Below are 13,030 nucleotides of genomic sequence, written 5' to 3'. Positions count from 1 at the left end.
GCCACGCCCGAAGGTCACAGCGCCCGGTCGACGGTCACCGTCACGACCAGTCCGCCTCCGTCGCGCGCCGCGAACTCGATGGCGCCGCCCGTTGCCCGCAGCAAGGTACGCGCGATCGACAGGCCGAGGCCGGAGCCGTCCACGTTCTGGTGGTGGGAGCTGCGCCAGAACCTGTCGCCCACACGCCGCAGCTCGCTGGGGTCCACCCCGGGCCCCCGGTCCGCGATCCGGAGTTCCAGGCGGCCCCCGACCGCCGCGAGGGCGACCGTGACCTCGGCGTCGTCGGGGCTGAACTTGAGCGCGTTGTCGAGGATCGCGTCGAGGGCGCTGCCCAGCGCGATGGGGTCGACGTTCCCGGTCAGCGCGCGTGGCCCCTGCTGTTCGAAGCGCTGGCCGCGGGCACGGGCCAGCGGCTCCCACGCGTCGATGCGCTCACGCACCAGCGCCGCGACGTCGAGCGGCACACGGTGGGTCCCGGTGTTGGCCGCGTTCTCGGCCAGCGCGAGCGCGAGCAGCTCGTCCAGCACGTGGGTGAGGCGACGCCCTTCGTCGCGGACCCCGTCGAGCGTCTCGATGTGCTCGGGCGGAAGCGACAGACCCAGTTCCTCGATGCGCAGCAGCAGCGCCGAGAGCGGGTTGCGCAGTTGGTGCGAGGCGTCGGCGGCGAACGCCCGCTGCTGCTCGACGACGGTCTCGACGTTGTCCGCCATCTCGTTGAACGCCTTCGCGAGGCGCCGCAGCTCGGGCGGTCCCTGCGCGGCGGCGACGCGCGCGCCCAGTTTGCCGGTGGCGATCTCGTGGGTGGCCTTGTCGAGCACCTGGACGGGCCGCAGGATCGTGCCGGTCAGGCGGGCGGCGGCCAGGAGCGCCGCGACCACGGCGATGGACTCGGCCGCGCCGAGGAAGAGCCAGTTGTCCCAGATCCGACCGCGCATCTTGCCGGTGACGGACTCCGTGACGGCAACCGCCACGACATCGCCGCCGAACACGACGGGGGCCGCGACGGTGATGGTGCGGTCCTGCCACGGCCACACCTGCGGGGCGTCGCTGCGCCGCCCGGCGCGCGCCTCCGCGAAGGCCTCGTGTGCCTGACCGGTTTTGGGAAGGGTGTACCCGGGGTCGGATCTGATGAGGATGTCGCCGTTCCGGTCGACGACTGCCGCGTGTATGCCGTACACGAGGAAGAACTGCTCGAGATCCTGCCTCAGTGGCAGCTGCTCCTCCTCGGAGAGCTTGACGTCCTGCCCCACGCGGATCGCGGTCTGGTACTGGGCGGCGAAGCGCGCCGTGTCGTCGGCGCGGTCGCGGGTCATCTCTTGCTGGTGGGCGTCGGCGCGCGACACGGCCAGGGGTATGCCGAGCGCGAGCAGTACTGCGCTCATGAGCGTCAGCAGCAGGGCGAGGAGTCGGGTGCGCACAGGAGTCTGTCTTCGGGCGTGCCGGGCTCAGGCGTCCGGGACCACGCGGTAGCCGACACCACGGATGGTCTCGACCATGCGGGGGTTGCCGAGCTTCGCGCGCAGGGATGCGACGTGGACTTCGAGCGTGCGGCCGCTGCCGGCCCAGCTGGTACGCCACACCTCGCTCATGATCTGCTCGCGGCGGAACACCACGCCGGGGCGCTGGGCGAGCAGGGCGAGCAGGTCGAACTCCTTGCGGGTGAGGACGACCTCAGTGCCGCGCACGGTGACGCGGCGGGCGGCGGCGTCGACGACCAGTGCGGAGGCCGTGGGGGCCGCGGGCGCGGCGTCGGACGCGGGGGCGGCCGGGGCGGCGGGGGCGGCCTCCGGGCGGGGCTCGGGGCGGGCGCGGCGGCTGACCGCGTGTATGCGGGCCAGCAGCTCGCCGATGTCGTACGGCTTGGTGACGTAGTCGTCGGCGCCGATGTTGAGGCCGTGCACGCGTGAGCGTACGTCGGCGCGCGCGGTCACCATGATCACCGGGACGTCGCTGATCCGGCGTATTCGGGCGCAGACCTCGAAGCCGTCGTGGTCCGGCAGGTTGAGGTCGAGCAGCACCACGTCGACGTCGACGCCGAGCGCGTCCAGGGCCTCCTCACCCGTGCAGGCGTGCCGTACGTCTATGCCGTGCCGCCCCAGGACGGCACGCAGCGGCGTCGCGATGCGCAGGTCGTCCTCGACCATCAGCAACCGCATGCCGTGACCTCCTCGCAGCGTGTCTGTCTCCGATTACGAACCCAGGTCCCACAGGGTTCACCCTCGCGTTCACCCCGCGTCGCGACCGGGTCATCCAATCAGACTCCCCGGTTTCTGCCGAGGGTCCAGGGCACACGACGCTCCGTTATCCGCTCTTGACCTCAGGTGAAGCTCAAATCCGGCTTGCCGCTTGGGTCTTGCCCGCTTTCATGAGCCCACCACACGATCCGGAGGAGCGAAGCCACCGTGACCGAAGCCCTGGACAAGACGCCGTCACCGGCGATGAAGACGGCCGCACCGCTCGTGGTCCTGTCGAACGTCAACAAGCACTTCGGCGCGCTGCACGTCCTCCAGGACATCGACCTGACGATCCACGAGGGCGAGGTCGTCGTCGTGATCGGCCCGTCGGGGTCCGGCAAGTCGACATTGTGCCGGACCATCAACCGCCTGGAGCCCATCGACTCGGGCTCCATCACCATCGACGGCCAGGCGCTGCCGCAAGAGGGCAAGCCCCTCGCGCGCCTGCGGTCCGAGGTGGGGATGGTGTTCCAGTCGTTCAACCTCTTCGCGCACAAGACCGTGCTGCAGAACGTGACGATCGGCCCCACGAAGGTACGCCGCGAGTCGCGGGACGCCGCGGACAAGAGGGCCCGTGCCCTGCTGGACCGCGTCGGCGTCGGCAACCAGGCCGACAAGTACCCGGCCCAGTTGTCCGGCGGCCAGCAGCAGCGCGTGGCGATCGCCCGCGCGCTGGCGATGCAGCCCAAGGTGATGCTGTTCGACGAACCTACCTCGGCACTCGACCCGGAGATGGTCAACGAGGTGCTGGAGACCATGAAGAGCCTCGCGGCGGACGGCATGACCATGGTCGTCGTCACGCACGAGATGGGCTTCGCGCGCTCCGCCGCGAACCGGGTGATCTTCATGGCCGACGGCCGGATCGTCGAGGAGAACACCCCCGACGAGTTCTTCGGCAACCCGCGCAGCGACCGTGCGCGCGACTTCCTGTCCAAGATCCTGCACCACTGATCGGCGCCGCGCAGTATCCGCCGGCGCGTACACGCACGCCGGCGTATGTCCACACCCGTGACCACCATCAAGGAGCAAGGGTCATGAATCTTCGCAAGACCGTAGCCGTAGCCGGCTTCTCCGCTCTGGCCCTCCTCGCGACGGCCTGCGGCAAGGACGACCCGAAGTCGGAGACGCCCGCGGCGCCGCAGCAGTCCGTGAACTCGCAGTCCGTGGAGATCAACTCCAAGACCTTCCAGGCCGCCAAGGGCCGCGGGCACATGATCATCGGTGTCAAGGAGGACCAGCCCGGCCTGGGCTTCCTCGACCCGACGACCGGCGAGCGCTCCGGCTTCGACATCGAGATCGCGCGCATGGTCTCCGCCGAACTCGGCCTGGACCCGAAGAAGATCAAGTTCGTGCCGATCGCCTCCGCGAACCGCGAGACCGCCCTGCAGAAGGGCGACGTGGACATGTACGTCGGCACGTACAGCATCACCGACAAGCGCAAGGAGCTCGTCGACTTCGCCGGCCCGTACTACGTCTCGGGCCAGAGCCTGCTGGTGAAGAAGAACAACACCGACATCCTCGGCAAGGACACGATCAAGGGCAAGAAGGTCTGTTCGGCCAAGGGCTCGACGCCGATCCAGAAGATCAAGACCGAGTTCCCCGAGACCACGCCCATCGAGTTCGACACCTACTCGATCTGCGTGGACAACCTGCTCAACGGCCAGGTCGACGCGGTGACCACCGACGAGGCGATCCTCAAGGGCTACGCCGCCAAGGACCCGAACAACCTCAAGGTCGTCGGCGAGAACTTCTCCACCGAGAAGTACGGCATCGGCCTGCCGAAGGGCGACGTCGAGTTCCGCAACAAGGTCAACGACATCCTCGCGGCCAAGATGCAGGACGGCACCTGGAAGAGCATCTACGACGCGACGCTGGGCAAGTCGGGCTCGCCGGCCCCGCCGGCCCCGATGATCGAGCGCTACTGAGCCGCGCGGCGGACCACCCGCCGCACCCGCCGACGAATCCGACCGCACGCTCCTGACGCGCGGCCGACGCCCGCGCCGGCCCGGTGGCGACACCCGGGCCGGCGCGGCCCCCGGCACCTCGAAACCACGTCCGATCCAGACTTGCGGGGATCACCGTGAACATATGCCCTGACGCCGCCCGTTCGGCGCGCCCGGAAGAGGGCCGGAAGGCGGGCGCGCGATGAACGTCCTCACGGACAACTGGGACCTGATCAGCGACGGCTTTGTCACGACGCTCAAACTCACCGTCTACTGCGGCCTCGTCGCGATCGTGCTGGGCACCGCGCTGGCCGCCTGCCGCGTCTCGCCCGTCCCGCCGCTGCGCTGGTTCGCCACCGCGTACGTCAACATCATCCGCAACACGCCGCTGACGCTGCTGATGTTCGTGGTCGCGCTCGGCTTCCCCAAGCTGAACATCAACCTCGACTTCATCACCTTCGCGGTGATCGCGGTCGGCGGCTACACCGCGGCGTTCATCTGCGAGGCCGTCCGCTCGGGTGTCAACACCGTGCCGCTCGGCCAGGCGGAGGCCGCCCGCAGCCTGGGCATGTCCTTCAACCAGACGCTGACCCTGGTCGTGCTGCCGCAGGCGCTGCGCGCCGTCGTGCCGCCCATCGGCTCGCTGCTGATCGCCATGGTCCGCAACTCGGCCATCGCGAGCGCGTTCAACGTCGCCGACCTGTTCGGCACGTACAACCAGATGCTCGAGAACGGCGACAACGTGATCCTGATCTTCTTCTGGATCGCCGTCGGATACCTGATCATCACGCTGAGCATGAGCGCGGCGTTCGCCGCTCTCGAGAAGAAGTTGGCGGTGGCCCGATGAGCTCGCAGGCCACAGTCCTCTTCGACGCTCCCGGCCCGAAGGCCCGGCGGCGCAACCTCATCGTCGGCGTGGTGGGCGTCGGGCTGCTGATCGGCGCCCTGGCCTGGATCCTGTACCGGTTCGACCAGACCGGCCAGTTCAGCCGCCGCAAGTGGGAGGTCTTCGAGTACACCCGCGTGCAGAACATGATCGTCGACGGCCTGTTGGCGACCCTCAAGGCGTTCGCCCTCGCGGTGGTCGGCTCGCTGATCCTCGGCGCCCTGCTGGCCGCCGGCCGGCTGTCCGAGCACCGCGCGGTGCGGTGGGCGTCGACGGCGTTCGTGACGTTCTTCCGCGCGATGCCGCTGCTGATCCTGATCTTCTTCCTGTACCTGGCGCCGGCCAACCTGGACCACTGGCCCGGGTTCCTGGAGTTCATCAACGACGACCCGCTCTGGCCGCTGGTCATCGGCCTGACGATCTACAACGGCACCGTGCAGGCGGAGACCATGCGCGCGGGCATCCTGGCACTGCCGAAGGGGCAGAGCGAGGCGGCGTACGCGATCGGCATGCGCAAGACGCAGGTGATGGCGTCGATCCTGGTGCCGCAGGGCATCCGGGCGATGCTCCCGTCGATCATCAGCCAGATGGTCGTGACGCTGAAGGACACGTCCCTCGGCTTCATGATCACGTACCCCGAACTCCTGTACGTCGCCAAGCTGCTCGGCTCCAACCAGGACTTCGAGTTCCCGTTCATCCCGGTCGCGATCGTCATCGGCAGCGTCTACATCGTCATCTGCATGCTGCTGTCCTTCCTCGCGGTCTGGGTCGAGCGCAAGCTGAGCCAGGGCCGCAAGGGCCGTCCGCCGCAGATCGACGCGCCGGTGGGCGGGACGATCACCCCGAAGCCCGACGCGCACCTGGAAGTCTCCGTGTAGTCCGGTCCGATGCCTCGGCCGACACCCCCGGCCGATCCCCAGGCCGACACTCCTCGGCCGATCCCCCGGCCGGCGCACGCCGGTCGGTCCCCGGCCGACACCCCGGCCGACCGCGGGCCGCCAACCCGATCCGCACACTCGACGCCCCGCGACGCCACCCCGTCGCGGGGCGTCGCTCCGCGCCGGAGCCGGCACGTGGCCCATGATGGCCCCGGGAAAGCTCGGTCCCCGGGGGAGACCGGCGGTACGTCCCGTGCCGCGGCACGTCCCCGAGGACGCATCCAAGGGGGAGTTCCGGACATGACACTGCGTCAGGTGATGGCCGCCGCGGGCATCGCCGCCCTGGCCCTGCTGGGCGCCGGGTGCGACGGCGGCGGCGCCGAACCGAAGGCCCAGCCGCCCGCGCCCGCGCCGAGGTCCGCCCCGCCGCCACCGGTCTACCCGGTGCGCGACGGCGTGGACCTGACGGCCTCGCCGACCTGGAAGGCCGCCCGGGACCGCGGCCACCTGGTGGTCGGCGCCAAGGACGACCAGCCGGGACTGGGCTACCTCGACCCCGCCACGCTGCGCCGGTCGGGCTTCGACATCGAGATCGCCCGCATGGTCTCCGCACAACTGGGTCTGGATCCGGCGCGGATCGAGTTCAGGACGATCGCGTCCGCCGACCGCGAGACGGCGATCGTGAACGGCGAGGTGGACATGTACGTCGGCACGTACAGCATCACCGACGACCGCAAGCGGTCGGTCGCCTTCGCCGGGCCGTACTACGTGTCGGGGCAAAGCCTCCTGGTGCGCCGCGACGAACCGGCCATCACCGGCAAGGACACCATCGCGGGCAAGAAGGTCTGCTCCGCGAAGGGCTCGACCGCGTTCAACCGCCTGCAACGCGAATTCCCCGAGACGCTGGCCGTGTTCTACGACGACTACAGCCAGTGCGTCGAGAACCTGCTGACCGGACTGGTCGACGCGGTCTCGACGGACGAGGCGATCCTCAAGGGGTACGCGGCGCGCAGCCCCGACCGGCTCAAGGTCGTCGGACAGCCGTTCACCACCGAGAACTACGGCATCGGCGTGCCCCGCGACGACGCGGTCTTCCGCACGGCCGTCAACGAGGCGCTGCGCGCGAGTACCGCGAACGGTGCCTGGAAGGCGGCGTACGACGCGACACTGGGCATGTCCGGCGTACCCGCCCCGCCCGTTCCGCCGCTCGAACCGTGAGCGCGCCGCGCCCGGCGAGAAACAGACCTGGCCCGGCCCGCGCCGACCGCGGATCCGGGGCCGGCCGGGGCGCACGGCCCACGCGCGCCGGGGACACGGCGCCCGCGCGACCGGTGCGCCGGAGTGCGCCACCCGGCGACGCCACTCGCGGACCGGGCGCGTTGTCACACGACCCGCCTCCGGTGCCGGATGATTGCCTCTTGGACATCTGATCGTTCGGGAGGCTTCGCATGCCAGGCACGGCCGACTCCCATGCCCACCGGGACTCGGTGATCGTCGTCGGCGCCGGACCGGCGGGTCTGGCCTGCGCGCTGGCGCTCGCCCGACAGGGCGTGCGCTCGCTGCTCGTCGACGCGGGCGACGGCACGGTGCGCGAGGGATCGCGCTCGTGCGGCCTGGACGCGGCGACGTTCGCGTTCGCCGCGGGCCTGGTCGGCGGCCGCCTGGACGGCGCCGCACAGCCGTGGGGTCCGCTGCGCATCCGGCGCCGCTCGACCACCGTGCCCGCTCCGCGCGACGCCGAAGGCGGCCCGCCCCCCGCCCCCGAGCGCTACGGGCTTCCGCAACAGCGCCTGGAGCAGGCGCTGTTGGACACGGTGTCCGCCGCGCCGCTGGTGACGACCGCGTGGCGGCACCGCGTCGAGGCGGTCGAGCAGGACACCGACGCGGTCACCGTCACCGCCCGCGGCCCGGCCGGCCCGGTGCGCTGGCGTGCCCCCTGGCTGGTCGCCGCCGACGGCCACCACTCCTTCGTACGCCGCGCGCTGGGCGTGCGGTTCCCCGGGCGCCCGCGCGTGGACCGCCTGCTGTGCGCCGACGTGAAGGTCGGCCTGCCGCGTCCGCCCTGGGAGGAATCACCGCTGGAGCCCTGGCTGTTCGTCGACCCGCCGTTCCAGCGCGACGGCACGGTCCTGGCGCAGCCGCTGCCGCACGACATGTGGCGGCTGACCTGGCAGCTGCCGCTCGCACACGGCGTCGCCAAGGCCGCCGACGCGACCGCGCTGATCCCGGTGCACGGCGACCCCGCCGACCCCAAGCGCACGACACAGCGGGTGCGCGCCGTCCTGCGCACACTCGACGCGATGAGCCCGGACGCCGACGCCACCGCGGACCCCGTCTACGACATGGTGTGGACGGGCGAGTTCGAGGTGCACCAGCGGCTCGCACGGCGGTTCCGGGCGGGACGCGTACTGCTGGCGGGCGACGCGGCGCACCTGGTGCACCCCACGGTCGCGGACGGGGCCGACCTCGCCTTGCAGGACGCCCGCAATCTGGCGTGGAAGCTCGCGCTGGTGATGGGGAGGCGGGCGCCGGACCGGCTGATCGAGACGTACCACGGCGAACGGCGCAGCGCGGCGCGGCGGCGACTGGCGTACGGCGAGGACGCCCTGCACTTCCTGAGCCCGCGCGGCCCGGCGCAGAAAATGGGGCGGCGGCTGACGCTGATGGGCGCGCGCAGCAAGGGGACGACGCTGCGGCGTCTGGACCCGCGCGCGCTGGTCGCGGACTCCCTTCCGGAGTACACCGGTTCGCCGCTGCTCACGCCCGGCGGGCCGGGGGTCGGCGGGCCGGTCCAGGACGTGCCGGTGGTCCGCGCCGACGGCCGCCGGGCTCCGCTGTCGGCGTGTCTGGACCAGGGCCTCGTGGCGGTGCTGGTCGCACCCGGCATAGAGGTGTGGGACGGTCCGCGCTGGCGGGACGCGGGGCTGATGCCGCTGCTGCGTGCGCGGCTGGCCGAACTGCCGGTGGCAGCCGAGCTGGTGGTGACGCACGAGTACCCGGGGGCGGCGGCGCACACCTTGCTGCTGGTGCGCCCGGACGGCTACCTGGCGGCGTGGCTGCCGCCCGGCGGCGAGGACGACCTCAATACCGCGGCACTGCGGGCGGTGGGGCGGCGCGCGGCCGAGGAGGTGTCGGCGGCGGTGTCCGGAGGCCCCTGAGCTCCGGACACCGCCGCGGCGCGGGTCGGCCGACGGGGTGCTGCGGTGCCGACCGTGGTGCGGTGCTGCGGGCCGTGTTGCTGTGCTGCTGGGCGTGGTGTTGTGCTGCTGGGAGTGGTGCAGCACTGCGGGCGGGCGGTGCGGCAAGGCCTGTGGCGGCCCGCGGCGGCATAGGGCTCGTGGTGCTCGGTGCCGCTGTCGGCTGTCGGCTGTCGGCTGTCGGCTGTCGGCTGTCGGCTGTCGGCTGTCGGCTGTCGGCTGTCGGCTGTCGGCTGTCGGCTGTCGGCTGTCGGGCGCATGTTCGCACGTGCGTCGCGATGTCACCCCCGCGCGGGTGACGCCGTAACTCCCGGGATCCGCCGATCGTTGCGGAACAAAAGGAGCCACGTCGCGCCCCCGATCACCGTAAGTGCGAACACGTTCGCACGGTCCGGCACGCACAGTCCGGCACACGCGATCAAGGTTGTGCGGTCAGGTGTATGCGGTCGCCGTCTACTCGGTCACCGCCAACTCGGGCAGGTACGCGCAGCGGTCGACCCGCCTGCGGGCCGATCGGCGGCCGGCGTTCAGTCCTTGAACGCGGGCAGCACGTGCTTGCCCATCAGTTCGATCGAGCGCATGACCGCCTCGTGCTCGATCTTGTACGGGTTGACCAGGCACAGCAGCAGGTCGCAGCCGGCGGCCTCATAGCGCTTGGCCACCTCGACACAGTGCTCGGGGTCGCCGACGATGGCCGACCCGGAGTTCTGCAGGTAGTCGAACGTGAGGTGGCTCAGGGCACCGCTGCGACGGTGCTCCAGCGGCCCGGCGGTGTAGCCGTACGTGCCGAGCTCCTGCTCCTTCTCCTCCATCCACTCGGCGACCGAGGCGATGAGGGCGCCGCCGTGGCCGACGTACCAGACGCACGACTCGGCGGCCTGGTCGACGGCCTCCTCCGTGGTCGGCGCGCAGTGGACCATGGTGAAGGTGGCGGCGCGGTCGTTGATGAACTTGCCCGCGGGATTGACGCATTCGGCCAGGCCCTCGCGGTACATGGCGATGCGGTCGGACAGCTCCTCGGGCGGCACGCCGACGGTGAAGGAGCACAGCCCGAGACCGCGGCGGCCGATCTCCTTGTGGCCGTCGGGGCTCGACGTGGCGCCCCACATCGGCGGGTGCGGCTTCTGCAGCGTGCGCGGCAGCACGCGGCGCGGCGCGCCCATCTGCCAGTACTCGCCCTGCGCCTGGTACTCGTCCTCGGTCCAGGCGCCGACGATGTGGTCGAGGGCCTCGTTCCACATCGCCCGCGTCTCGGACGGGTCGATGCCGAAACCCTCCAGCTCGGCGCGCGTGGAGCTGCGGCCGGTGCCGAACTCGACGCGGCCGTCCGAGATGAGGTCCAACACGGCAGCGGACTCCGCGCTGCGGATGGGGTGGTTGTACGGCTTCGGCAGCAGCCGTACGCCGTACCCGAGGCGGATGTTCTCGGTCTTGGCGGCAATCGCGCCGTACAGCGTCTCGGGGTTGGAGCAGTGCGAGTACTCCTCCAGGAAGTGGTGCTCCACGGTCCAGAAGGAGTGGAAGCCCATCTTGTCGCCGAGGACGGCCTGTTCGATGGTGTTCTTGTAGGCGCGGTGCTCGCTTTCGTCGTCCCACGGACGGGCGACCGGTATCTCGTAGAACAGGGCGAACTTCATCGTGCTCCTCCTGCACTTGACGGTGTGGGCCTGGCGCGCCGTGCGGCGGGGAGTCAGGGTGCGAATCCCCGGGTGATGAACTCGGCGACAAACCTGCGGACTTCGTCCGGGTCGTCGGCGTCGAACGAGCGGGCGGGGACGGTCACCAGCGAGATGAGCATGCGCATGATCCAGTCGGTGGCGCGCTCGACGGCGACGTCCTCGCGCACCTCGCCGCGCGCGCGTGCCTCCTCGACGAACGGCACCCAGAACCCGTGCCAGGCCGACAGGACCCGCTCGCTGTGCGCGAGGAGCATGGTGGCGTCCTCCGACTCCCCCGGCCGCAGGCCGAGCCCGAGCTGGAGTTCGCCGGGTCCCATGGCATGTACGTGGACGGCCGCCTCGGCGATCTGGTCGGCGAGCGTGGTGCGGGCGCGTACCAGCGGTTCGACGGCCGCGACCATGCGCTCGGACACGCCGATGAGCACCGCCAGCACCAGCGCCTCGCGGTCGGCGAAGTGCAGGTAGACGGTGCGGCGCGAGACGCCCGCCTGCTGCGCGACGTCGTTCATGGAGACCCTGCGCATCCCCCAGCGGCGGATGCAGTCGGTCGCGGCGTCCACGATGCGGTCGCGCGTCTCGGCCGCCCGGGCTGCGCCCGGAGCGGGCCCGGATGTGCTCTCCACAGGGCTCCCTCGTTCCGACCGACTACTCAACTGCACAACTCTTGTATAACTGTGCACCGACAAAGTCCAGAGGGACCGGGCCGTTGCCTCGAACGACGGCCGACAGGGGCTTTCTTCTTCACCTGAAAGTGCTACCGTGCGTCGGATCGTCGCAGGTCAGAGGCCGTACGCCGGAAGGCTTGGCCCGATCTCGACGCACCTGGGCAGATCACCGGCAGAACCGAGCAGAACCCGAACAGAGCCCCGAGCAGAACCCGAAGAACGACCCGCGCAACGCACTTCCGGCGCCACCCGTCCGCACCACCGGAGGACCCGCATGCCCGTCGTACCTCAGATCCAGTCGATACTCGACGCCCTGGCCGGCTCCCCGCCGCAGCCCGAGGGGTTGTCCCTTGAAGAACGCCGCGCCGCCGCGCACAAGGGACTGGAATCCGCGATCCTCGCGTTCGGCGAGCCCGCGCCCGAGGACGTGGCGCGCCGCGACGTGAACATCACCGTCAAGGTCCCGGACCACGGCACCATCCCGGCGCGCGTCTACACACCGCCGACGCCCGCACCCCGCGGCGGACGCCCGGCACACGTGTACTTCCACGGTGGCGCGTGGTGGCTCGGCACGCTCGACCAGTTTGACGCGGAGTGCGCGAACCTGGCCAAGCTGACCGACTGCGTCGTGATCTCGGTCGACTACCGGCTCGCCCCGGAGTTCGCGTACCCGGTGCCGTTCGAGGACGGCGTCGCGGCGTGGGTGTGGGTGCAGGAGCGGGCGTTCAGCCTCGGGGTCAATCCGGACAAGGTGTCGATCGGCGGCGACAGCGCGGGCGGCAACATCGCCGCGGGCGTCACGATCGCGCTGCGCGACCGCCGCATCCCGCTGCCGGTATGCCAGGTCCTGGAGGTCCCCGCGACCGACCTGACGATGTCGCACCCGTCGGTCAAGGAGAACGGCACCGGCTACCTCCTCACCGAGAAGGCGATGCGCGAGGGCGTCGAGTACTACATCGGCAAGCTCGGCGACGCGAAGGACCCGTACGCTTCGCCGCTGCACGCCGAGACGCTGGTCGGGCTGCCCCCGGCGCTGGTCATGACGTGCGAGTACGACCCGCTGCGCGACGAGGGCGAGGCGTACGGCAAGCGCCTCCAGGAGTCCGGCGTGCCGACCGAGATCCGCCGCTGGGACGGCCTGACGCACGGCGCAGGGATGTACACCGCGCTGCTTGCCGAGGCCCGCGAATACCGGCAGGTGCTCGTCGACTACCTGCGCGCGGCGCACAAGATCTGACGGCTCCGACACTGCCGGTTCCGGCGGCTCTGCCTGCTCAAGGGTTCTCCACAGGCCGCCTGTTCACCGGCTCACGGCCTCACCGGCTCACGGGCTCACGGGCTCACGGGCTCACGGGCTCACGGGCTCACGGGCTCACGGGCTCACGAGTTCGCCGGTACACAGTTCGCCGGTACACAGCTCGTGGGTTCGCCAGTTCGCGGTTCACGACTTCTTAGAGGGCGGTATGTGAGTTGATGTCCGTGATGGTGTCGCCTGAACGTGTGGCTCTGGGGGTATAGGGCTGATCGCGGGGCGGGGTCGTGCTGGAC

The 13,030-nt window shown here is 70.8% G+C and carries 11 protein-coding genes; 7 read left to right on the top strand and 4 right to left on the bottom strand.

Annotation, left to right across the window (positions count from 1 at the left end; all coding sequences use genetic code 11):
• Positions 1 to 14: 14 nt before the first annotated feature.
• Together ACWD12_RS34810 and ACWD12_RS34805 are read right to left on the bottom strand one after the other, a co-directional pair.
• Positions 15 to 1,418, bottom strand: coding sequence for an ATP-binding protein (locus tag ACWD12_RS34810; RefSeq protein ID WP_450102944.1), 1,404 nt, complete (start codon positions 1,416 to 1,418; stop codon positions 15 to 17).
• Between the two features lie 27 nt (positions 1,419 to 1,445).
• Positions 1,446 to 2,156 (bottom strand): response regulator transcription factor, encoded by a 711-nt coding sequence (locus ACWD12_RS34805; RefSeq protein WP_450102943.1) that lies wholly within the window; start codon positions 2,154 to 2,156, stop codon positions 1,446 to 1,448.
• Between the two features lie 282 nt (positions 2,157 to 2,438).
• Here ACWD12_RS34805 and ACWD12_RS34800 point away from each other — a divergent pair, with 282 nt between their 5' ends.
• From ACWD12_RS34800 to ACWD12_RS34775, 6 genes are all read left to right on the top strand, one after another.
• The gene (locus ACWD12_RS34800; RefSeq protein ID WP_358362195.1) at positions 2,439 to 3,185 is read left to right on the top strand and encodes an amino acid ABC transporter ATP-binding protein; all 747 of its coding nucleotides are present in this window, start codon (positions 2,439 to 2,441) and stop codon (positions 3,183 to 3,185) included.
• An 83-nt stretch (positions 3,186 to 3,268) separates the two neighbouring features.
• Positions 3,269 to 4,159, top strand: a complete 891-nt coding sequence (locus ACWD12_RS34795) for a glutamate ABC transporter substrate-binding protein (RefSeq protein ID WP_358362179.1) — start codon at positions 3,269 to 3,271, stop codon at positions 4,157 to 4,159.
• Between the two features lie 220 nt (positions 4,160 to 4,379).
• On the top strand, positions 4,380 to 5,024 hold the full coding sequence (locus tag ACWD12_RS34790; RefSeq protein WP_358362181.1) for an amino acid ABC transporter permease: 645 nt from the start codon (positions 4,380 to 4,382) through the stop codon (positions 5,022 to 5,024).
• Positions 5,021 to 5,941, top strand: coding sequence for an amino acid ABC transporter permease (locus ACWD12_RS34785; RefSeq protein WP_450102942.1), 921 nt, complete (start codon positions 5,021 to 5,023; stop codon positions 5,939 to 5,941). The genes ACWD12_RS34790 and ACWD12_RS34785 overlap by 4 nt, the downstream gene beginning before the upstream one ends.
• 300 nt (positions 5,942 to 6,241) lie before the next feature.
• The gene (locus ACWD12_RS34780) at positions 6,242 to 7,159 is read left to right on the top strand and encodes a glutamate ABC transporter substrate-binding protein (protein ID WP_450102941.1); all 918 of its coding nucleotides are present in this window, start codon (positions 6,242 to 6,244) and stop codon (positions 7,157 to 7,159) included.
• A gap of 230 nt (positions 7,160 to 7,389) precedes the next feature.
• Complete coding sequence (locus ACWD12_RS34775; protein WP_450102940.1) at positions 7,390 to 9,099, top strand: FAD-dependent monooxygenase; 1,710 nt, start codon at positions 7,390 to 7,392, stop codon at positions 9,097 to 9,099.
• Positions 9,100 to 9,665: 566 nt separating this feature from the next.
• On the opposite strand, the gene ACWD12_RS34770 is transcribed toward ACWD12_RS34775, so the two are convergent.
• On the bottom strand, positions 9,666 to 10,775 hold the full coding sequence (locus tag ACWD12_RS34770; protein WP_358362187.1) for an LLM class flavin-dependent oxidoreductase: 1,110 nt from the start codon (positions 10,773 to 10,775) through the stop codon (positions 9,666 to 9,668).
• A 53-nt stretch (positions 10,776 to 10,828) separates the two neighbouring features.
• Positions 10,829 to 11,440 (bottom strand): TetR/AcrR family transcriptional regulator, encoded by a 612-nt coding sequence (locus ACWD12_RS34765; protein WP_358362189.1) that lies wholly within the window; start codon positions 11,438 to 11,440, stop codon positions 10,829 to 10,831.
• A 316-nt stretch (positions 11,441 to 11,756) separates the two neighbouring features.
• Between ACWD12_RS34765 and ACWD12_RS34760 the strand changes: the two genes are divergently transcribed.
• Positions 11,757 to 12,719, top strand: a complete 963-nt coding sequence (locus tag ACWD12_RS34760) for an alpha/beta hydrolase (RefSeq protein ID WP_358362190.1) — start codon at positions 11,757 to 11,759, stop codon at positions 12,717 to 12,719.
• Positions 12,720 to 13,030: the final 311 nt, after the last annotated feature.

The sequence above is a fragment of the Streptodolium elevatio genome (assembly GCF_053592165.1).
Note: the sequence above shows the minus strand (reverse complement) of the source record. Positions and strands in the feature narration are given on the sequence as shown.